Origin of the sequence: Streptomyces canarius (assembly GCF_014650735.1) — a bacterium.
GTDB lineage: Bacteria > Actinomycetota > Actinomycetes > Streptomycetales > Streptomycetaceae > Streptomyces > Streptomyces olivaceoviridis.
Genome location: NZ_BMVN01000017.1, coordinates 22924 through 43082 on the forward strand (window position 1 = coordinate 22924; position 20159 = coordinate 43082).

Annotated in this window: 18 protein-coding genes and 1 pseudogene; 10 read left to right on the top strand and 9 right to left on the bottom strand. The window is 73.1% G+C overall.

Annotated features, from left to right (window positions below; translation table 11 throughout):
- Positions 1 to 66: 66 nt before the first annotated feature.
- Positions 67 to 783, bottom strand: coding sequence for an IclR family transcriptional regulator NdgR (ndgR, locus tag IE294_RS23605; RefSeq protein ID WP_014675221.1), 717 nt, complete (start codon positions 781 to 783; stop codon positions 67 to 69).
- 206 nt (positions 784 to 989) lie between these two features.
- On the opposite strand from ndgR, the gene leuC reads away from it, so the two are divergent.
- The 4 genes from leuC to IE294_RS23625 all read left to right on the top strand — a co-directional run bounded on the left by leuC (position 990) and on the right by IE294_RS23625 (position 4316).
- Complete coding sequence (leuC, locus tag IE294_RS23610; RefSeq protein WP_189889241.1) at positions 990 to 2414, top strand: 3-isopropylmalate dehydratase large subunit; 1425 nt, start codon at positions 990 to 992, stop codon at positions 2412 to 2414.
- Between the two features lie 5 nt (positions 2415 to 2419).
- Complete coding sequence (gene leuD / locus IE294_RS23615; RefSeq protein ID WP_189889243.1) at positions 2420 to 3013, top strand: 3-isopropylmalate dehydratase small subunit; 594 nt, start codon at positions 2420 to 2422, stop codon at positions 3011 to 3013.
- 273 nt (positions 3014 to 3286) lie between these two features.
- Positions 3287 to 3517: an SCO5555 family protein gene (locus IE294_RS23620; RefSeq protein ID WP_189889245.1), complete on the top strand. Its 231-nt coding sequence runs from the start codon at positions 3287 to 3289 to the stop codon at positions 3515 to 3517.
- A gap of 136 nt (positions 3518 to 3653) precedes the next feature.
- Complete coding sequence (locus tag IE294_RS23625) at positions 3654 to 4316, top strand: HU family DNA-binding protein (RefSeq protein WP_189889247.1); 663 nt, start codon at positions 3654 to 3656, stop codon at positions 4314 to 4316.
- A gap of 71 nt (positions 4317 to 4387) precedes the next feature.
- On the opposite strand, the gene IE294_RS23630 is transcribed toward IE294_RS23625, so the two are convergent.
- The gene (locus tag IE294_RS23630) at positions 4388 to 4591 is read right to left on the bottom strand and encodes a hypothetical protein (RefSeq protein ID WP_189889249.1); all 204 of its coding nucleotides are present in this window, start codon (positions 4589 to 4591) and stop codon (positions 4388 to 4390) included.
- 136 nt (positions 4592 to 4727) lie between these two features.
- Positions 4728 to 5366, bottom strand: coding sequence for a 2-phospho-L-lactate guanylyltransferase (gene cofC, locus IE294_RS23635; RefSeq protein ID WP_189889250.1), 639 nt, complete (start codon positions 5364 to 5366; stop codon positions 4728 to 4730).
- A 156-nt stretch (positions 5367 to 5522) separates the two neighbouring features.
- Between cofC and IE294_RS23640 the strand changes: the two genes are divergently transcribed.
- From IE294_RS23640 to IE294_RS23650, 3 genes are all read left to right on the top strand, one after another.
- Positions 5523 to 6293, top strand: coding sequence for a lysophospholipid acyltransferase family protein (locus tag IE294_RS23640; protein ID WP_189818665.1), 771 nt, complete (start codon positions 5523 to 5525; stop codon positions 6291 to 6293).
- Complete coding sequence (locus tag IE294_RS23645) at positions 6290 to 7300, top strand: NAD(P)H-dependent glycerol-3-phosphate dehydrogenase (RefSeq protein ID WP_189889253.1); 1011 nt, start codon at positions 6290 to 6292, stop codon at positions 7298 to 7300. The genes IE294_RS23640 and IE294_RS23645 overlap by 4 nt, the downstream gene beginning before the upstream one ends.
- Positions 7301 to 7463: 163 nt before the next feature.
- Positions 7464 to 8621, top strand: coding sequence for a D-alanine--D-alanine ligase family protein (locus IE294_RS23650; protein WP_189889255.1), 1158 nt, complete (start codon positions 7464 to 7466; stop codon positions 8619 to 8621).
- A gap of 12 nt (positions 8622 to 8633) precedes the next feature.
- On the opposite strand, the gene IE294_RS23655 is transcribed toward IE294_RS23650, so the two are convergent.
- Together IE294_RS23655 and IE294_RS23660 are read right to left on the bottom strand one after the other, a co-directional pair.
- Positions 8634 to 9155: a DUF3515 domain-containing protein gene (locus tag IE294_RS23655; RefSeq protein WP_189889257.1), complete on the bottom strand. Its 522-nt coding sequence runs from the start codon at positions 9153 to 9155 to the stop codon at positions 8634 to 8636.
- Positions 9156 to 9175: 20 nt separating this feature from the next.
- Complete coding sequence (locus IE294_RS23660; protein WP_014675232.1) at positions 9176 to 9409, bottom strand: Lrp/AsnC family transcriptional regulator; 234 nt, start codon at positions 9407 to 9409, stop codon at positions 9176 to 9178.
- A 204-nt stretch (positions 9410 to 9613) separates the two neighbouring features.
- On the opposite strand from IE294_RS23660, the gene IE294_RS23665 reads away from it, so the two are divergent.
- Positions 9614 to 10579 carry a thiamine-phosphate kinase gene (locus IE294_RS23665; protein ID WP_189818669.1) on the top strand — a complete coding sequence of 322 codons (966 nt, stop codon included), beginning with the start codon at positions 9614 to 9616 and terminating at the stop codon, positions 10577 to 10579.
- On the top strand, positions 10576 to 11394 hold the full coding sequence (thiD, locus tag IE294_RS23670) for a bifunctional hydroxymethylpyrimidine kinase/phosphomethylpyrimidine kinase (RefSeq protein ID WP_189889259.1): 819 nt from the start codon (positions 10576 to 10578) through the stop codon (positions 11392 to 11394). The genes IE294_RS23665 and thiD overlap by 4 nt, the downstream gene beginning before the upstream one ends.
- A gap of 235 nt (positions 11395 to 11629) precedes the next feature.
- On the opposite strand, the pseudogene IE294_RS23680 reads toward thiD, so the two are convergent.
- Both IE294_RS23680 and rpmB read right to left on the bottom strand, forming a co-directional pair.
- Positions 11630 to 12549 (bottom strand): annotated as a pseudogene (locus tag IE294_RS23680) (ATP-binding protein); the annotation flags it as partial.
- 331 nt (positions 12550 to 12880) lie between these two features.
- Positions 12881 to 13066, bottom strand: coding sequence for a 50S ribosomal protein L28 (gene rpmB / locus IE294_RS23685; protein ID WP_003993230.1), 186 nt, complete (start codon positions 13064 to 13066; stop codon positions 12881 to 12883).
- A 260-nt stretch (positions 13067 to 13326) separates the two neighbouring features.
- Here rpmB and fakA point away from each other — a divergent pair, with 260 nt between their 5' ends.
- The gene (gene fakA, locus IE294_RS23690) at positions 13327 to 15129 is read left to right on the top strand and encodes a DAK2 domain-containing protein (protein ID WP_189889261.1); all 1803 of its coding nucleotides are present in this window, start codon (positions 13327 to 13329) and stop codon (positions 15127 to 15129) included.
- Between the two features lie 13 nt (positions 15130 to 15142).
- On the opposite strand, the gene IE294_RS23695 is transcribed toward fakA, so the two are convergent.
- On the bottom strand, positions 15143 to 18169 hold the full coding sequence (locus tag IE294_RS23695) for a tetratricopeptide repeat protein (protein ID WP_189889263.1): 3027 nt from the start codon (positions 18167 to 18169) through the stop codon (positions 15143 to 15145).
- On the bottom strand, positions 18166 to 20004 hold the full coding sequence (locus tag IE294_RS23700) for an HSP90 family protein (protein WP_189889447.1): 1839 nt from the start codon (positions 20002 to 20004) through the stop codon (positions 18166 to 18168). The genes IE294_RS23695 and IE294_RS23700 overlap by 4 nt, the downstream gene beginning before the upstream one ends.
- Positions 20005 to 20159 lie beyond the last annotated feature (155 nt).

The following is a 20159-nucleotide window of genomic DNA, read 5'->3' on the forward strand; positions in this document are numbered from 1 at the left end:
CCGGTCGGGAAGAAGCTGCCGCGGCGTTGAGGCGGCCCCTTCCCGGCCGGAGCGGTTCTCCCGCTCTCAGCCCGAGCGGCGCAGGGCCTCCGAGAGGCGGCCCGCCGCGTCGATGACCGCCTGGGCGTGCATGCGGCCCGGGTGACGGGTCAGGCGCTCGATGGGGCCCGAGACGGAGACGGCGGCCACCACGCGGTTGGAGGGGCCGCGCACGGGCGCGGAGACGGACGCGACGCCCGGCTCGCGCTCGCCGATGGACTGGGCCCAGCCGCGCCGCCGTACACCCGACAGGGCCGTCGCCGTGAAGCGGGCGCCCTGGAGGCCGCGGTGCAGGCGCTCGGGCTCCTCCCAGGCGAGCAGGATCTGCGCCGAGGAGCCGGCCTTCATCGTGAGCGTGGAGCCGACCGGGACCGTGTCCCTGAGGCCGGACAGGCGTTCCGCCGCGGCCACACAGATCCGCATGTCCCCCTGGCGGCGGTAGAGCTGAGCACTCTCGCCGGTGACATCACGGAGGTGGGTGAGCACGGGGCCCGCCGTCGCGAGCAGGCGGTCCTCGCCCGCCGCGGCCGCCAGCTCCGCGAGGCGCGGGCCGAGGATGAATCGGCCCTGCATGTCGCGTGCCACCATGCGGTGGTGTTCCAGGGCCACGGCCAGGCGGTGGGCCGTGGGTCGTGCCAGTCCGGTCGCGCCGACCAGACCCGCGAGGGTGGCCGGACCGGACTCCAGAGCGCTCAGGACGAGGGCCGCCTTGTCCAGAACGCCGACGCCGCTACTGTTGTCCATGCAACGATACTCGCGTCTCACTCTGTGAAACGCAAGTTCAATTTTCCGTGGAACGCGCCACCCTGGAATCACACAGCGGCCCGCAGACCAACGGGCCTGGCGGTGGACGCCCGGAATCACGACGTTCAGGGGCCCGAGACGGGCAGCCACCGCTCCTCAAGATCTCTAGTTGGGTCGGTGGACGCTTGCCGGCCGGAGGGAAAGCGATGGGTAGGACACTCGCGGAGAAGGTCTGGGACGACCACGTCGTCCGGCGCGCCGAGGGCGAGCCCGACCTCCTCTACATCGATCTGCACCTGCTGCACGAGGTGACCAGCCCGCAGGCCTTCGACGGGCTCCGCAAGAACGGCCGCCAGGTGCGCCGCCTCGACCTCACCATCGCGACCGAGGACCACAACACCCCGACCCTCGACATCGACAAGCCCATCGCGGACCCCGTCTCCCGCGCCCAGCTGGAGACCCTGCGCAAGAACTGCGCCGAGTTCGGGGTGCGGCTGCACCCGCTGGGCGACGTCGAGCAGGGCGTCGTCCACGTCGTCGGCCCCCAGCTGGGTCTGACCCAGCCGGGCACCACCGTCGTCTGCGGCGACTCCCACACCTCCACGCACGGCGCGTTCGGCGCGCTGGCGTTCGGCATCGGCACCTCGCAGGTCGAGCACGTGCTGGCCACCCAGACGCTGCCCCTGGCCCGCCCGAAGACCATGGCGATCACGGTCGACGGCGAGCTGCCCGAGGGCGTCACCGCCAAGGACCTGATCCTGGCGATCATCGCGAGGATCGGCACCGGCGGCGGCCAGGGCTACATCCTGGAGTACCGCGGCTCCGCCATCGAGAAGCTCTCGATGGAGGCCCGGATGACCATCTGCAACATGTCGATCGAGGCCGGCGCCCGCGCGGGCATGATCGCCCCCGACGAGACCACCTTCGCGTACCTCAAGGGCCGCCCGCACGCCCCCGAGGGCGCCGACTGGGACGCCGCGGTCGCGTACTGGAAGACGCTGCGGACCGACGAGGACGCCGTCTTCGACGCCGAGGTCGTCATCGACGCCGCCGAGCTGTCGCCGTTCGTCACCTGGGGCACCAACCCCGGCCAGGGCGCGCCGCTTTCGGCGCACGTCCCCGACCCGGCTTCGTACGAAGACGCTTCGGAGCGGCTGGCCGCCGAAAAGGCTCTGGAATACATGGGGTTGGAGGCCGGGCAGCCGCTGCGGTCCATCGACGTGGACACCGTCTTCGTAGGCTCCTGCACCAACGGCCGCATCGAGGACCTGCGCGCCGCCGCCGACATCCTGCGGGGCCGCAAAGTCGCCGACGGCGTACGGATGCTGGTCGTCCCGGGCTCCGCGCGGGTGGGGCTCCAGGCCGTCTCCGAGGGCCTGGACGTGGTCTTCAAGGAGGCCGGCGCCGAATGGCGGCACGCGGGCTGCTCGATGTGCCTCGGCATGAACCCCGACCAGCTGGCCCCGGGCGAGCGCTCCGCCTCCACCTCCAACCGCAACTTCGAGGGCCGGCAGGGCAAGGGCGGTCGTACCCACCTGGTGTCGCCGCAGGTCGCGGCGGCCACCGCCGTCCTGGGCCACCTGGCCTCCCCGGCCGATCTGACCGACGACCGCACGCCCGCTGGAGTCTGAGAATCATGGAAGCCTTCACCACCCACACCGGCCGGGCCGTCCCGCTGCGCCGCAGCAACGTCGACACCGACCAGATCATCCCTGCTCACTGGCTCAAGAAGGTCACCCGGGACGGCTTCGAGGACGGGCTGTTCGAGGCCTGGCGCAAGGACCCCGAGTTCATCCTCAACCGCCCCGAGCGGCAGGGAGCCACGGTCCTGGTCGCCGGCCCCGACTTCGGCACCGGCTCCTCCCGCGAGCACGCCGTCTGGGCGTTGCAGAACTACGGCTTCAAGGCCGTGATCTCCTCCCGCTTCGCCGACATCTTCCGGGGCAACTCGCTGAAGAACGGCCTGCTCACGGTGGTCCTGGACCAGAAGATCGTGGACGCGCTGTGGGAGCTCACGGAAGCGGACCCCACGCTTGAGGTCACTGTGGACCTTGAGGCGCGTGAGGTGCGCGCCGGGGGCATCACCGCCTCCTTCGAGCTGGACGAGAACTCCCGCTGGCGGCTGCTGAACGGCCTGGACGACATTTCCATCACCCTCCGCAACGAGGACGAGATCGCCGCCTACGAGGCCGGGCGGCCCGGCTACAAGCCGCGGACGCTCCCGGTCTGATCCGGCGCCGACCGGGCCCCGCGAAGGTCGGGTTTCGGCCACCCCAACGCCTCGCCTGTACCCCCGATCGCCACGATTGGGGGTACAGCCATGTCTGCACCCGAACGGCCCTGCGGCTCTGCCCTGGTTCGCTCAACTTCCCACGTTACGAAGGCTGTTGTCCGGGTAGGCGAGTGCTGTGTTCGTGTCTTCCGCAAGTGCCTGGAAGGCCATTTGAGGCGGTAGTTGCACCCTGCGCAGGCGACAACTCGCCCCAGATGGCACAATCTGTGCATGGAACACGACGGCCAACTGCACCTCTATACGGCGGTCGCGAACCAGCTCAAGGAAGCGCACGCAAGGGTGCGCGCACTGCAAGTCCCGGAGGGCGTACGGATGGCGCTGACCCGGAAGCTGCTGGTCATTACGGCCGCGGCCAAGCACGATCTCGCCGACGCGGCAAGGCGGCTCGATCGGTTCACGGCGGATCTCGACGCGGGTCGGATCCCGGAAGAGGACCGCTGAACCGTCCGGGACAGCCGAGTCCGTTGCGGCACAAGGGTGATAAGCCCGTTTCGTGTTTGATTTGCGGTATATATCTGCCTAACGTGCGAAAAAGCTTGAACACTTTCGTTCTGGCGATGTCTCCGAAGGGGAAGACGTGAACAAGGCGCAGCTCGTAGAAGCGATTGCCGACAAGTTGGGGGGCCGCCAGCAGGCCGCCGACGCTGTCGATCATGTTCTGGACGCCATCGTCCGCGCGGTCGTCGGGGGCGAGCGGGTCTCCGTCACCGGCTTCGGGTCCTTCGAGAAGGTGGACCGCCCCGCCCGCTACGCGCGCAACCCTCAGACGGGCGAGCGGGTTCGGGTCAAGAAGACCTCCGTGCCGCGCTTCCGCGCCGGTCAGGGCTTCAAGGACCTGGTGAGCGGTTCGAAGAAGCTCCCGCGCGGGGGCGAGGTGGCGGTCAAGAAGGCGCCGAAGGGCAGCCTGTCCGGCCCGCCGCCCACCATCGCGAAGGCCGCCGGCAAGAAGGCCGCCGCCAAGAAGACGGCGGGCGCGGCGAAGAAGACCGCGGGTACCGCGGCGAAGAAGGCGGCGGCGAAGAAGACCACCGCCGCCGCGAAGAAGACCACGGCGAAGAAGGCTCCCGCCAAGAAGACCACGGCGACCGCCAAGACCACCGCGACGAAGGCCGCCGCCAAGAAGACGACGGCCAAGAAGGCTCCGGCGAAGAAGGTCACCGCCAAGAAGGCCCCGGCGAAGAAGTCGACGGCCCGCAAGACCACCGCCAAGAAGACCACCGCCCGCAAGGCGACGTCGTAAGGCCGCCAGGGCATTCACGCGCCGGGCCGGACTCCCCTGGGGAGCCCGGCCCGCGGCGTGTGTAAGGACGGTCAGAGGGTTTGAAGGGTTACGAGGGTGATCCGCAGGGCGCCGCCCGCGGACTCCGTCTCGATCCGCACCCGCTGCCCCGGGCGCAGCAGCCGCAGTCCGCCCCGGTCGAACGCCGCCGCGTCGAAGGGGACCGGGGTGCCGTCGTCGAGGAGCACCTGGCCGCTGCGGGTTTCGGGGTCGTAGGTGTATGCGGTCGCTTGCATGGCGGCCAGCGTAGTGCCTGCGGCGGCCCGCCGTTGGGGGTGCGCGCCGTACGCCGACCGCGGGCCGTCATGGGTTGCTCGCGCCCATGCGGCGGAGCCGCACACCGACAGGGCCCCGCGCCCCTTCCGGGGCGCCTCAGGGGCCCGGGATGAGGAGTCCCGCCGACGCCGCCGCCGTATGCGGGCCCACGCCCAGTGTCAGCGCCGCTCGCAGGTCCGCGGCCGTGTCGACGTCCTGGCGGACCGAGTCCACCCCGGTGAGCGCGAGTTCCACCGCGCCGGAGGCCCGGTGGCGGGAACGGGAATCGATGCCGAACGCCGGCCGCAATTCACGATCGCCGGCCGCCGCCAGCAAAGTCGTACCCAATGTCGCCGCGTCCGCGAGAAACGCGCGCGGGAATTGCGAGGCCGCCGCCAGTACCCGGGACAGTTCCGCCGGACGCAGCGCCGGCAGATCGGCGTTCAGGGCCGCCACCGCGGCGCCGGGACGGGTCGCGCGTACGACGGCCGCGCCGTGCGCCAGCGCGGCGTTCAGGCCGCTGCCGGGCGAGTCCGGCACGATCCGCGCGCCCAGCGCCGCGAGCTCCCGGCCGGCCAGTTCGTCGTCCGTGACGACCGCCACATCCGCCACCGCCGGACAGGCCACCGCCGCGGCCACCGTGTCCTGCGCGAACGCCAGTGCCAGGCCCGGGCGCACCCCGTCGTCGGCGGTGTCCGCGAGCCTGCTCTTGGCCCGGGCCAGGGGCTTCAGGGGGATGACCAAGGTCCACTGCACCGGCGTACCGTCCCTCTCTCGTCGCGCTCATTGTCCCCCGCGCCATCTGGTGCCGCGGGGGGCGGGGCGTACGGTGTCCTCGACAGACCGGCGGCCCGGGGCCACACTTGTGCGGCCCCCGCCGCCGGGGTTGCAGCCCTAGAGGAAGGTGTCCTTGTGTCCCGCCGCAGAATCGGCTTCTGGTACCGCTTCGCCGCGGTGATCTGCAAACCGCCGCTGGTGGTTCTGATCAAGCGGGACTGGCGTGGAATGGAGCACATTCCGACCGAGGGCGGATTTATCACCGCGGTGAACCACAATTCCCACGTGGACCCCTTCGCGTACGCGCACTATCAGTACAACACCGGACGGGTCCCGCGATTCCTGGCGAAGAGCGGGCTTTTCAAGAAGGGATTCGTGGGAGCCGCCATGCGCGGCACCGGGCAGATCCCCGTCTACCGCGAGTCCACGGACGCCCTCAGCGCCTTCCGGGCCGCGATCGACGCCGTGGAGCGCGGCGAGTGCGTCGCGTTCTACCCCGAGGGCACCCTCACCCGCGACCCGAACGGCTGGCCCATGACCGGCAAGACCGGCGCCGCCCGGGTCGCCCTCCAGACCAAGTGCCCGGTCATCCCGGTCGCGCAGTGGGGCGCCAACGAACTGCTGCCGCCGTACGCCAAGAAGCCGAACCTCTTCCCGCGCAAGACGCACCACGTGCTCGCGGGACCCCCCGTGGACCTCTCCCGTTTCTACGGCCAGGAGATGACCCCGGAGGTGCTGAAGGAGGCCACCGAGGTCATCATGGCGGCCATCACCCGCCTGCTGGAGGAGATCCGCGGCGAGAAGGCGCCCGAGACGCCCTACGACCCGCGCCGTGAGCGGATCGAGCAGCGCCGCCGCACCCAGGCGCAGGCGGAGGGCCGGCAAGTGGAAGGGCAGAGCAAGTGAGCGCACCGGTAAGGGTGGCGGTCTTCAGCGCCGGTTCGTGGGGCACCGCCTTCGGCATGGTGCTCGCCGACGCCGGCTGCGAGGTCACCCTGTGGGCCCGCCGGCCGGAGGTCGCGGAGGCGATCAACACCACCCGGATCAACCCCGACTACCTGCCGGGCGTCGAACTCCCCGAGAACGTCCGGGCCACCACCGACCCGGCCGAGGCCGCGGCCGGCGCCGACTTCACGGTCCTGTCCATCCCCTCCCAGACCCTGCGCGCCAACCTCGCCGAGTGGGCCCCGCTGCTCGCCCCGGACACCGTCCTCGTCTCCCTGATGAAGGGCGTCGAACTCGGCTCCACCATGCGGATGAGCGAGGTCGTCGAGGACGTCGCCAAGGTCGGCGCCGACCGGATCGCGGTCGTCACCGGACCCAACCTGGCCCGCGAGATCGCCGCCCGCATGCCCGCCCTGGCCGTCGTGGCCTGCACCGACGAGCGGGTCGCCCAGCGGCTCCAGGCGGCCTGCCACACGCCGTACTTCCGGCCGTACACCAACACCGACGTGGTCGGCTGCGAACTCGCCGGCGCGGTCAAGAACGTCATCGGGCTCGCGGTGGGGATCGCCGACGGCATGGGGCTCGGCGACAACGCCAAGGGCTCGCTCATCACCCGCGGCCTCGCCGAGACCACCCGGCTCGGCCTCGCGATGGGCGCCGACCCGCTGACCTTCTCCGGACTCGCGGGCCTGGGCGACCTGGTGGCCACCTGCTCCTCGCCGCTGTCCCGCAACCACACCTTCGGCACCAACCTCGGCAAGGGCATGACCCTGGAGGAGACCATCGCGGTCACCAAGCAGACCGCCGAGGGCGTCAAGTCCTGCGAGTCCGTGCTGGATCTGGCCCGCGGGCACGGGGTCGACATGCCGATCACCGAGACGGTCGTCAGCATCGTGCACGAGGGCAAGTCACCCGTCGTCGCGCTGAAGGAACTGATGGCGCGCAGCGCCAAGCCCGAGAGGCACTGAGCCCGGCAGACGCCGACCCCGGGAGACGCTGGGCCCGGGGAAGGCGTCGAGTCCGCTCGGGAGAGGTTCGGCACGACGGTGAGCGACCGTCCGTGCGACGCTGAGCGACAGCCCGGGAGCGCGCGCTGACTTGGGCGCTACCTACGGGTACTCTCAACGCGATATGAGCACCGAGAACCTTCCCCACAGCCCTGAGCAGCCGTCGCGCAAGCCGCGCGTGGCCGTCGTGTTCGGCGGGCGCAGCTCCGAACACGGGATCTCCGTGGTCACCGCCGGCGCCGTCCTCAAGGCCATCGACCGGACGAAGTACGACGTCCTGCCGATCGGCATCACCGTGGACGGCCGCTGGGCGCTGACGGCCGACGAGCCGGAGCGGATGGCCATCACCGACCGCCGCACCCCCAGCGTGGCGGAGCTGGCGGAGTCGAACGAGGGCGGCGTGGTGCTCCCCGTCGACCCGGCGAACCGCGAGGTCGTCTACAGCGAGCCCGGCTCCGTGCCCAAGGCGCTCGGCGAGGTCGACGTGGTCTTCCCGGTGCTCCACGGCCCCTACGGCGAGGACGGCACCCTCCAGGGCCTGCTGGAGCTGTCCGGGGTGCCCTACGTGGGCTCCGGCGTGCTCGCCTCGGCCGTCGGCCAGGACAAGGAGTACATGAAGCGGATCTTCACCTCCTACGGGCTCAAGGTCGGCCCGTACCTGGTGATCCGGCCCCGCGAGTGGGCCCGGGACGAGTCCGCCGCCCGCAAGAAGATCGTCGACTTCGCCGGCGAGCACGGCTGGCCGCTGTTCGTGAAGCCCGCGCGCGCGGGCTCGTCCATCGGCATCACCAAGGTCGACGACCTGTCCGGCCTGGACGAGGCGATCGCCGAGGCGCAGGCCCACGACCCGAAGATCCTGGTCGAGGCGGCCCTGCGCGGCCGTGAGATCGAGTGCGGCGTCCTGGAGTTCGAGGACGGCCCGCGCGCCTCCGTCCCGGCCGAGATCCCGCCGCCGGACGCGCACGCGTACTACGACTTCGAGGCCAAGTACATCGACTCCACGCCCGGCGTCGTCCCGGCCCCGCTCACCGAGGAGCAGACCGCCGAGGTGCGCCGGCTCGCCGTCGAGGCGTTCGAGGCGACCTCCTGCGAGGGCCTGGTCCGCGCGGACTTCTTCCTCACCGAGGACGACGAGTTCGTGATCAACGAGATCAACACGATGCCCGGCTTCACGCCGATCTCGATGTACCCGCAGATGTGGCAGGCGAGCGGGATCAGCTACCCCGAGCTGGTGGACCGCCTGGTGCAGGCGGCGCTGCGCCGCTCGACGGGGCTGCGCTGACCCCGCCGGGTCTCATCCGCGCATGGAGGCGATCCCCTTCGGGATCGCCTTCTTCACGGCCGGCGCCAGGTCCGTCATCACCTGGGCGCTGTCGTCCGGCCCGGACAGCTTCTCCGGCAGGGTCACCTGCACGTACGCCCGGCGATTGGACGTGGTGAACCGCCAGGTGCCGTCGCCCTGCTTCTCCATCAGCCAGTCGACGCCGTTCACCCCGCCGCCGATCGCGTTCGGGTCGTCACCCTGCGCCACCTTGGCATCGATCATCTTCGGCGGCCGGACGACGCCGCAGCGCAGTATGATCGCCGGGCTTCCCCAGCCCGCCGTGTAGGCGGACCGGGGCTCGGGGTCGGCGCGGGTCCGCCCGTCCACCGTCCGCGGCAGGACCTTGTCCAGGTCCCGGCAGAGCGGGGCGGTCCGCGCGTCTGGGGTGGGAACCGCCACGGTGCCGCTGTCGTCTGCCGTGGAACAGCCCGCGACCGCGATGAGCAGGGCCGGCGCGAGCAGGGCGAGGGGCCGGTGACGGAAGATGTTCACCGGCCAAGCGTAGACGGGGGCTACAGATGCACCACCGGACAGGTCAGGGTGCGCGTGATGCCGTCCACTTGCTGGACCTTGGCGACCACCATGCGACCGAGATCGTCGACCGTCTCGGCCTGGGCGCGCACGATGACGTCGTACGGCCCCGTCACGTCCTCGGCCTGGATCACTCCGGGAATCTTGCTGATCGTCTCGGCGACGGTCGACGCCTTGCCGACCTCCGTCTGGATCAGGATGTACGCCTGTACCACGGAACCTCCAGGGCGGCCACGAGGATCATGTGGGGGAAAGGAACGCCACGGTATCGCGTCGCCGCTCCCCGAGGGGAGACCTGCGGGAACCGGGCTTGCGCGCCAGGGTGCAGGCACGACGGAAGTTGACGGTCACCTCGACCGTATCGGGGACACTGGTGACGCGCGACCGGGCGTGGCGAGGCACAGAAGGGGCTTGAGGCAATGAAGGGCACAGTGGGTGAGCTAGGTGAGTTCGGGCTCATCCGGGAGCTGACCTCCCGTCTCACCACCACCCCGGTGGTCCGGGTCGGCCCCGGCGACGACGCCGCGGTGGTCGCCGCGCCCGACCGGCGGGTGGTGGCGAGCACCGACATACTGCTGGAGGGCCGGCACTTCCGCCGCGACTGGTCCACGGCCTACGACGTCGGCCGCAAGGCCGCCGCGCAGAACCTCGCGGACATCGCCGCCATGGGCGCCGTGCCGACCGCGCTACTGCTCGGCCTGGTCGTCCCCGCGGAGCTGCCGGTCACCTGGCCGACCGAGCTCATGGACGGCCTGCGCGACGAGTGCCAGGTCGCCGGCGCCTCCGTGGTCGGCGGGGACGTCGTACGCGGCGACACGATCATGGTGTCGATCACCGCGCTCGGCGATCTGCGCAACCAGGAGCCCGTCACGCGCGCGGGCGCCCAGCCCGGCGACCTCGTGGCCGTCACCGGCTGGCTGGGCTGGTCCGCGGCCGGGTACGCGGTGCTCGTCCGCGGTTTCCGCTCGCCCCGCGCCTTCGTGGAGGCCCACCGGCGCCCCGAGCCGCCGTACCACGCGGGCCCGGCCGCCGCCGCGCTCGGCGCCACCGCGATGTGCGACGTCAGCGACGGTCTGATCGCCGACCTCGGGCACATCGCCGAGGCCAGCAAGGTCCGCATCGACATCCGCTCCGGCGCGATCGACATCCCGACGCAGATGAACGACATCGGACAGGCCGTCGGCGTGGACCCGCTCCAGTGGGTGCTGACCGGGGGAGAGGACCACGCGATCGTGGCCACCTTCCCGCCGGACGTCAAGCTCCCGGCCCGCTGGAAGGTCATCGGCGAGGTCCTCAACCCCTCCGCACTGCCCCAGGTGACCGTCGACGGGGCGCCCTGGACCAGCAAGGGCGGCTGGGACCACTTCGGGGACATCGAGTCATGATCCCCCGGGTGCTCACGGTGGCCGGCTCGGACTCCGGCGGCGGCGCCGGCATCCAGGCCGACCTGAAGACGATGCTCGCGCTCGGCGTGCACGGCATGAGCGTGCTCACCGCCGTCACCGCGCAGAACTCCGTGGGGGTGCAGGGTGCCTGGGAGCTGCCCGTGGAGGCGGTCCGGGCCCAGTACCGCAGCGTCGTGGACGACATCGGCGTCCAGGCCGTGAAGACCGGCATGCTGGCCTCCGCCGAACTGGTCGAGGCGGTCGCCGAATTGATCTCCGGCACGGACGCACCGGCCGTGGTGGACCCGGTCGGCGTCTCCAAGCACGGCGACCCGCTGCTGGCCGCCTCCGCCCTGGACTCCGTACGGACGAAGCTGCTGCCGGTGGCGACCGTGGCCACCCCGAACCTGGACGAGGTGGCCCAACTCACCGGCGTCCGCGTCCAGTCGGAGGACGATCTGCGACGGGCCGCCGCGGCCGTGCTGGAGTTCGGGCCGCGCTGGGTGCTGGTCAAGGGCGGACACCTGGCGGGCGACGCGGTGGACCTGCTCACCGACGGCTCCGAGGTCCACCTGCTGCGGGCGCCCCGGCACGACAACCGGCACACCCACGGCACCGGCTGCACCCTCGCCTCCGCCATCGCCTGCGGCCTGGCCCAGGGACAGCCCGTGCCGGAGGCGGTCGCGGCGGCCAAGGAGTACGTCACCGGGGCCATCGCCGCCGGGTTCGCCCTCGGCGCCGGGATCGGTCCCGTGGACCACGGGTGGGCGCTCGCCCTGGTCAGGCGGGGTAGTCGCCGAGGTCAGGCGGGGTAGTCCCGGAGCTCGATCGCGGTCGCCGCCCTCTCCGTCAGCCGCTTGAAGAAGCCGGCCGGCGGCCGGGAGCCGAGCAGCCGGTACATCCGGTCCCGGCTGCGGATGCGCCGCTCGGTGGCCGGGGCGAAGAACGGCCCCGCGTTGCCGGAGATCTTCCGGCAGCCCCTGGCGAAGCCCCGGACGCGGCTCTCGCAGGCGGCCAGCGCGACCCGGTGCTCGCGGCCCGCCAGGGCCAGTCGGCCAGGCCGGGCGGCGGCTCCTCGCCCACCGCCGCGAGCAGGGCCCGGGCGCCCGGCACGCGGTCGCCGTGCAGGCCGCGCAGCCGCCGGAACCAGGTCAGCGCGACCGTCAGCCGCAGAGCGTCCTGCGGGGCCGTCCCGGTCAGATGCCGCAGGGCCGCGTCGAGATTGCCCTGCTCGGCGGCCAGCCGCCCCAGCCAGGGCATTTGCCCACCACCGCGCAGGAGCGGCTCGGCGTGCTCGGCCAGCCGCAGGAAGTAGGCGGCGTGGGCGGCGCGCAGCCGGCGGGCACCGGCGGACGGCTCGCCGGGCGTGGTGCCGGGCCCTTGGGGGCCGGCGGGGGTGGTGCCCGGTTGCCGGGGGTCGGTGGGAATGGCGTCCGGCTTCGGGGACCCGTGAGTGACTCGGCGGCGAAGGCGCGGATCGTCTCCAGCATCCGGTAGCGCCCGTCGGACATCTCCAGGAACGACTTCTCGACCAGGGACGCCAGCGGATCCTCCGGGTACGGCACCCCGCAGACGGCAGCCACGGCGGCCAGCGTGGCCCCGCCCGCGAAGACGGTCAGCCTGCTCGCCAGGTCCCGTTCCGCCGCGTCCAGCAACTCCCAGCTCCACTCCACCACCGCGCGCAGCGTGCGGTGCCGGGGCGCCTTGGCCCGGTCCCCGCGCGCGAGCACCCGGAACCGGTCGTGCAGCCGGTCCGCCAGCTCGTCCACCGAGAGGGTGCGCAGCCGGGCCGCCGCCAGTTCGATCGCCAGCGGCAGCCCGTCCAGCGCCCGGCAGGTCTCCGCCACGCGCGCGTGGCCGTCGAAATCGGGCCGCACAGCCCGCGCGCGGTCCAGCAGCAGCCGTACGGCCGGCTCCTCGGGCAACGGCGGCACCGGCACCAGCACCTCGCCCGTGATGCCCAGCGACTGGAGCGCGCCCATAACCCCGGCGGGCGGCTCGGCGTCGTACAGGCCGTCCAGCAGGCGCTCCACGGACACCGCGCGGCCGGCGTCGAGCAGCAGCAGCGTGAGCAGGGCGCGGGGCCGGGGGCCGCCGGGGTCGAGGGGAGTGCCGTCGTCGGTGCGGATCTCGACCGGGCCCAGGATGCCGAAGCGCGTTCCGTGGATCCTGGCAGGCGGCGGCCGTTCATGGGCCGCACTCACGCCGCGCTCACGGGGGTACGGCAAAAAGCCGGCCCACCCGGGGGTGGACCGGCTCAGTGCAGCGAACCAGGCAGTGGCCGCGCGCTCAGCTGTAGCGTCAGCGCGAGACCTTGCCGGCCTTGATGCACGAGGTGCAAGCGTTCACGCGCTTCGGCGTCCCGCCGACCACGGTACGCACACGCTGGATGTTCGGGTTCCAGCGGCGGGACGTACGGCGGTGCGAGTGCGAGATGTTGTTGCCGAAGCCCGGCCCCTTGCCGCAGACGTCGCAGTTGGCAGCCACGGGTCACTCCAAAGACTTCAGATGCACTTACGGTTGATCCCGGCATGCCGGGAATCGAGATCCTATAAGACCTGAATCTTGAGTGGCGCTGCCAGGGGAATGGCCCGATCGGATCGGGCAACCGGAGCAGCATACAACGACTGCGCCCGTACAACGAAACTACCATGGCAGCTCAGACCCCCGTCCCCGGCCCTCTTCCGGAGGACACCGGTCCGGGGTCTACGCTGCGTCCCACGTCAAGCCAGCTCAAGGAGGCGCAGGTGACGCAGGTACCGCAGACGTTTCTCGATGCTCTCGCGGTGCGCACCTGGTGCGGTCTGGCGCTCCGGGCCCTGGGCAGGGCCCGTGAGGAGATCGACGCGATCAACGTCTATCCGGTGGCGGACGGTGACACCGGGACCAATCTGTACCTGACCCTGGAGTCGGCGGCGACGGCCGTGGAGGCGGTGTTCGCCGGGTACGAGACCGGCTCCGGGGAGCCCGCGCTGGCGGACGCCGTCCGGGCCATGGCCCACGGGGCGCTGATCGGGGCCCGGGGCAACTCGGGGACGATCCTCGCGCAGCTCCTGCGCGGGATGGCACAGGTGCTCGCGGACGACGGTGACGCCTCTCACATCGACGGCCCGGGGCTGCGACTGGCCCTGCGCCGGGCCGCCGACTCCGCCCGGCAGGCCGTCGCCCGCCCCGTCGAGGGCACGGTGCTCACGGTCGCCTCGGCCGCCGCCGACGCCGCCGAGGGAGCCGAGGGCGACTGCCGGACGGTCGCGCGGGCCGCCTACGAGGGAGCGCGGGCGGCCCTCGCGGCGACCCCGGGCCAGCTCGCCGTGCTGGCGCGGGCCGGCGTGGTCGACGCGGGCGGCCGGGGGCTGGTGGCGGTGCTGGGGGCGCTGGTGGAGGCGTTCACGGGGGAGGCGGTACGGGAGCCTCCGGTACGCGAACTTCCGGCACGTGAGCTTCCGGGACGTGAGCTTCCGGCACGCGAACTTCCGGGACGTGAGCTTTCGGTACGCGAGTCCCTGCTGCGGGAGATCCCGCGGCCCCAGGGAGCCGTGTCCGTACCCGCATCCGCTTCCGATGGCGACGCACCCGCGCACGCGCGCGTGGCGGCCACCGAGCGATGCGCCGACGCGGCCGGACCCGGCGGACCGGCGTTCGAGGTGATCTACCTCCTGGAGGCCGGCGACGCGGCCGTGGCCCGGCTGCGCGCGCGGCTCGACGCCCTCGGGGACTCCCTGGTCGTGGTCGGCGGCGACGGGCTGTGGAACGTCCATGTGCACGTCGACGACGCCGGCGCCGCCGTGGAGGCCGGCGTGGAGGCCGGGCGACCGTACCGGATCCGGATCACCCACTTCGGGCTCGGCGATGTGCACACCGGCCGCGAGCGCCCGCCGCGCGAGCGTGCCCAGCGGGCGGTCGTCGCCGTCGTACCGGGCGAGGGGCTGGCCGGGCTGTACGCCGAGTCGGGCGCCACCACCGTCCTCGCGCGCCCCGGCGAGCCGCCCGCCAGCGGGGAGCTGGTGCAGGCGGTACGGCGGGCCCACGCGCGGGAGGTCGTGCTGCTGCCCAACGACGCCGACCTGCGCCACACGGCCGCCGCTGCGGCAGAACAGGCCCGCACCGAGGGCATCCGCGTGGCCCTGATCCCGACCCGCTCGGCGGTCCAGGGCATCGCCGCGCTCGCGGTGCACGAGCCGGGGCGCCGGTTCGACGAGGACGTCGTCCAGATGACCTCGGCGGCGGGCGCCACCCGGTACGCCGAAGTCGTCGTCGCCGAGCGCCAGTCCTGGACGACGGCCGGCATCTGCCAGGCCGGGGACGTGCTCGGCCTGATCGACGGCGATGTCGCGGTGATCGGCGCGGACGTCACCGCCACCGCCCGCACCCTCCTGGACCGCATGCTCCAGGCCGGCGGCGAACTGGTCACGCTCGTCATCGGCGACGAGGCGCCCGAGACCGTCGCCGCGCAGCTGGAGGCACGCGTACGGGAGTCCTACCTGGCCGTGGACACGGTGGTGTACCGGGGCGGCCGGCAGGGGGCGCTGCTGCTCATCGGCGTGGAGTGACGGCGGGGACGGCTCAGCCCCGCTCGGCCTCCTCCTCCGCCTGCTCCTGTGCCGCCTCCAGCAAGCAGGCCGCCTCTTCCCGCCGGGCCAGGACCGTCCCGTCCCCCTCACCCGCGCCCTCGTAGGCCGCGAGCACTCCACGCGCGCGTGCCGCTGCCCGCGCCGGACGGCCGAGGTCCGCCTCCAGCCGGCCCGCGGCCAGTTCGGCACCGGTACGGTGGTGCAGCCCGGCCGCGCCGAGCGTCGCGAACACCGCCACGGCCCGGGTCATCTGTTCCAGCGCCGCCTCGAACGCGGCTTGGACCGCCGGGTCCTCGGTCCCCTCGGTCTCCTCGGTCTCCTCGGATGCCTCGGACGCCGAGCGGGCCAGCAGCTCCGCGAACTGCCGGTAGGTGCCGCCCAGTTCGGTGGCCAGCTCCTCCCGGTCCGCCTCCTGCGCCACCGCCAGCGCCGACTCGCACTCCCGGACCGCCCGGGTCATCAGCGCGTGGGCGTCCGCCGCCCCCGGCTCGCCGTCGAGGGCGAGCCAGGCGCGGGCGCGCAGCGAACGGACCAGGAACGGGGTGTTGCCGAGCGCGCGCCACAGTTCGCCCGCGCGCGCGTACGCGCGGTCCGCCTCCGCCGCCAGCCCGGCGTTGCCCAGTGACTCGGCGGCGAGGTGGGCGAGCGTGGCGTGGTCCTGCTGCTCGGGCCAGTGCCGCGCGAGGTCGGCGGCCTTGAGCCGCTGTTCGGCGGCGGCCCGGTGCTCGCCCAACTCGCCCAGGCAGTCCCCGAGCCACCAGCGGGCCTGGACGACCGTCCCGTCGCCGTGCGTGTCGGCGCAGAGGTCGGCCAGGGCGGACTCCAGCACCTCGGCGGCCTCCGCGTACCGGCCCCGGCGCAGCAGGTACCCGCCGAGTCGGTGCCGCGCCCAGGCGCCCAGGGTGCCGCTCTCACCGGCCTCGTCGGCCCAGTGCGCGGCCTCCAGCGCGTGCTCGGCCGCCTCACCGGGCGCGTCCCGGCCACCGAGCACCTCGGCGAGCTGAAGGTGCAACTGGGCCCGTCCGACCGGCTCCACGTACGGCGCGCCGTGCTCCAGGGCCGCCCGCAGCGCCCCCTCGGCCCCGGCCAGGTCACCGGCCTGGTGGGCCAGGGCGGCGACCTGCACCTGGTACTCCAGCGCGAACCAGGGAAGACCGGCGGCCACGTACGTGCCGGCGGCCCGCCGGAACAGCTCCGCCGCCCGTCCGGCGTCCCCGGTCACCCCGGCCAACTCGCCGAGCATGGCCCATGCCTCGGCACCCCGCGCCGCCAACCGCACGTCACCGCCACCATGCCCGCCGACGAGCGCCAACACCTCCCGCACGGCAACCTCAGCCTCAGCGACGCCGGGCCCGGTCTCCGAGACGGCCTCCCCGGAACCCGCCCCGGTGAACTCCTCGAACTCCTGGCCCGCGCCGCCCCCGCCCACCGTCTCGTGCACCCGGCGCATCAGTACCCGGGCCCGGCTCATCGCCACCGACGCCGTCTGGCGTACTCCGGTGCCCTCGTCGGCGTACAGGGCGAGTGCCTCGTCGTACAGGGAGGTGACCGTGGTGAGGGCCGTGTCCGGCTCGCCCGTCAGGGCGCGGATGTACGCCCCGCGCGCGCGTGCCGCCAGGGCCTCGCCGGGGTCGCCCGCCTCCGCGTACAGGGCCGCCGCCCGCTCGAACAGCTCCAGCCCCTCCGGTCCCCGGGCCATCGCCTCGTGGTCGGCGATCTCCGCGCGGTCGCGTGGTGTGAGGCCGGCGCCGTCCGGCGCGGCCCGTGCGACCGCCGCCCATGCCTCCAGGGCCTGGGGTCGCAGGGTGTCCGACAGGCGCCGCGCCGCGGCGAGCAGGGCGGACAGGTCCGGTTCGGCGGGGGTCGCCGGCGGCAAGGGGGTGACCACCGGCGCCGGCGCGGGACGTACCGTACGCACGCCCAGCGGGAGGCGGTCCACCAGCGGGCGCTGGGCGATGCGCGCGCGGACGCGGTCGCCGACGGCGGACGTGCCGTTGCGCCGGTCGAACCGCTCGGCGAGCTCCGTCGCCTCCGCGCGCGCGTGCGCGGCGAGTTCCCGCGCGGTCCAGGTCCGTCCGGCCGGCCCCGGCACCCGCTGCCCGCCGTGCCCCAGCTCGGTCAGCCGGTCCATCAGCAGCGTCACCACGGCCAGGAAGTCCAGCCGGCTGCGCGGATGCCCGGTGTCCGTGAAGTACGCCGGCCGCTCCGCCAGCAGCTCCAGACCGCGCGCCTCGTTCCCGGTCAGTGCGCAGAACTCCACATGATCGGCGTACGCGCCCCGCATGCTCTCCATGGACCGCACCAGCCGGAAGCCCCGCAGGTGGTGCGCGCGCGCCTCCTCGACGCGGCCCAGCCGCAGCAGCGGGGCCAGCGAGGAGGCGAGCACGTTGTGCGGCTCGTGGGCGCACGCGAACTCGCCCTCCAGCACCGGCCGCCACAGCCGGAGCGCCTCGGCGTCCCGCCCGCACCGCGCCTGCCAGGCGCCCTGCCCGCGCAGCTCGCAGGCGTGGCAGTCGGCCATCCGGTCCCGGTCGGCGGCCAGCCACGCCGCGTACGCCCGCTCCGCGCGCGCGACGTCCCCGATGTGCGCGGCCACGCTGAACTCGGCGCTGCGCACGGCCCGTTCGGAGTGCCCGGCGAGCCGGTAGCGGTGCTCCATCTCGCCGAGCCACTTCTCGACCGAGGCGAGCGGGATGTGCGGCTGGTCCAGCATGCCCGCCGACATCCACTTGAAGACCCAGTACAGCGAGTGCGTCTCGTACGCGTCGAAGTCCTCGGGCCGCTCGTCCCACATGCGCAGCAGCCGCGCGAACGGGACGAACATCTTGTCCTTCTCGGAGCTGTAGTTGTAGACCTTCAGCTGGTGCCCGAGCGCCTCGATCACGGCGAGCGGGATGTCCAGCTTCTCGGCCTCGGCGAGCAGCTGTTCCGCGCGCGCGTTGCGGGCCGGGCCCTCCGGCTGCTCGGAGTTCTCCGCCAGCGCCCGGCGCAGCGCGTCGAAGTCGGTGATCTCACTCATCGTCCGTCCCCCTCCCCGTGGGTCGCCCATTCGAGCAGCCCGATGAACGCCCGGTTGAGCAGTGCCGAGTCGGCCGGCCTGAGCGGGCGCCGCGCCATCAGCAGGGCCTGTCCGTACAACGCCTCGGTCGCGGTTCCGATCAGCTCCGGGTCGCCGAGCGAGCCGATCCGCCGGACCAGCGGGTTGAGGTGGTTGAGGACCAGACGCGCGCGCGGGGCGCTGCCGCGCAGCGAGCCCAGGATGCCCGCCCACAGGTCGTCGGCCTGCTCCTCGGCCACCGCGCGGGCCTGCTCGTGCCGGGCGGACCGGTCGTCCAGGTGCAGCGCGGGCACGACCAGCGGATGGAAGGCCCGCAGGACGACGTCGCAGCCCAGCGGGTCGAGCCGGTCCCGCGCGGCGGCCAGGAACCCGGACAGCGCCAGCTCCTCCGCCGGGTCGACCGCGTCCAGGTGCGCGGTCACGGTGTCCGCGTCCAGCTCGGCGACCACCGTCCCCGGCCGCACCCGCGGCAGCGCCTCGACCAGCTCGCTGTCGTAGGTGTAACCGCCGTTGACCACCCCGACGCCCTGCGCGGCGGCGATCGGCGCGACCTGCCGGTACTCCTCGACCGTCCGCGTGAAGTGCACCACCGGGTGCCGCCGCGCGAACTCCTCCAGCGGGAGCTGCCCGTCGGTCGTCTCGAACGGCAGCCACGGCAGCATCGTGCGCAGCATGCCGGCGTCGTGCCGGGCGAGGGACTTCACGCCCAGGTGGTGCACGGCGAGGAAGGCCGCGAGGCGCTCCGGATCACCGGCCGCGAGCCCGGTCAGCCAGGACCGGATCCGCGTCCCGAGCGCGTCCCGCACGGCGGCCAGCGTCTCGTCCTCGTACAGCGACTCGCGCGAGGCGGTCGGCCGCAGGCTGTCGGTGTCCAGGACGCAGCGCACGAAGAACGCCCAGTCCGGCAGCAGTTGTTCGGCCCGCTCGGTGAGCAGCATGCCCTTCAGGTGCACACGATGGGTCGCCCGCTGGGCCGGGCTGACCGCCGACGGCAGCACGTACGCCACCCCGCGGACCCCGGCCACCGGCACGTCGAGGTCGATGGAGTCCAGCGGGGTGAACCCGAACAGCTCACGGCAGTGCCGGGCCAGCGCCACCCGCCGGCCGGCCGGACTGGGATGGGCGCGGTCCCAGGGCGCGGGCAGCTCGGTGACGGACTCGTCGCCGACCCGCACGTCGTACGGCAGCAGCGAGCCGAAGTCCCGGGCCAGGTCGCGGACCCGCTCCGGCGCCAGCCACTCGGCCGCACCGGCCCGCGCGGTCAGGTACACGGTCGTACCCGGCTCGGGCCGCTCGGCGTCGGGCAGCGTGCGCACGGTGTACGAGCCGTCGTCCCGGGCGGTCCACTCCACCGGCGGGGCCCCGGGCGTGCGGGCGCTGCGGCTGACCACCCGGATCCGCTCGGCGACGACGAAACAGGCCAGCAGCCCGATGCCGAACTGGCCGAGGAAGTCCGACCGGGCCTCCTCCAGGCCCTCGGCCCGCTTGGAGCTGCGGCCGATGGTCGCCAGCAGGCTGTGCACGTCCGGCTCGGTGAGCCCGACACCGGTGTCCTCCACCCGCAGCCCGCCGTCCGCCGCGTACAGCCGGATCCGCGCCGGGGCGTCCGGTTCGGCGGCCCGGCGGGCGGTGACGGCGTCCACGGCGTTCTGCAACAGCTCGCGCAGATAGACCTTGGGGCTGGAGTAGAGGTGATGGGAGAGCAGGTCCACCAGACCACGCAGGTCGACCTGGAAACTGTGAGGTGGATGAGGTGACTGGGATGGCTGGGATGCCTGAGAGCTGTGGGAGTCCATCGTCACTGCGCCGGAGGGGGGCGTGCGTGCGGCGCGGGGTCGGGCGGTCCCGGCGGGGCGGTGACCGCGAAGGATGGCCGGAGCGCGCCATCCTAGAGCCGGGGCGCGTGCCTGACCAGGAGTTTCCCTGATGTTTACGGCATCCGGCCGGGAAT

What these genes read in the sequence shown, in the direction of transcription:
- ndgR (WP_014675221.1), bottom strand. Translation starts at nt 783, where the DNA reads ATGGACAACAGTAGCGGCGTCGGCGTTCTGGACAAGGCGGCCCTCGTC.
- leuC (WP_189889241.1), top strand. Translation starts at nt 990, where the DNA reads ATGGGTAGGACACTCGCGGAGAAGGTCTGGGACGACCACGTCGTCCGG.
- leuD (WP_189889243.1), top strand. Translation starts at nt 2,420, where the DNA reads ATGGAAGCCTTCACCACCCACACCGGCCGGGCCGTCCCGCTGCGCCGC.
- IE294_RS23620 (WP_189889245.1), top strand. Translation starts at nt 3,287, where the DNA reads ATGGAACACGACGGCCAACTGCACCTCTATACGGCGGTCGCGAACCAG.
- IE294_RS23630 (WP_189889249.1), bottom strand. Translation starts at nt 4,591, where the DNA reads ATGCAAGCGACCGCATACACCTACGACCCCGAAACCCGCAGCGGCCAG.
- IE294_RS23650 (WP_189889255.1), top strand. Translation starts at nt 7,464, where the DNA reads ATGAGCACCGAGAACCTTCCCCACAGCCCTGAGCAGCCGTCGCGCAAG.
- IE294_RS23665 (WP_189818669.1), top strand. Translation starts at nt 9,614, where the DNA reads ATGAAGGGCACAGTGGGTGAGCTAGGTGAGTTCGGGCTCATCCGGGAG.
- thiD (WP_189889259.1), top strand. Translation starts at nt 10,576, where the DNA reads ATGATCCCCCGGGTGCTCACGGTGGCCGGCTCGGACTCCGGCGGCGGC.
- IE294_RS23695 (WP_189889263.1), bottom strand. Translation starts at nt 18,169, where the DNA reads ATGAGTGAGATCACCGACTTCGACGCGCTGCGCCGGGCGCTGGCGGAG.
- IE294_RS23700 (WP_189889447.1), bottom strand. Translation starts at nt 20,004, where the DNA reads ATGGACTCCCACAGCTCTCAGGCATCCCAGCCATCCCAGTCACCTCAT.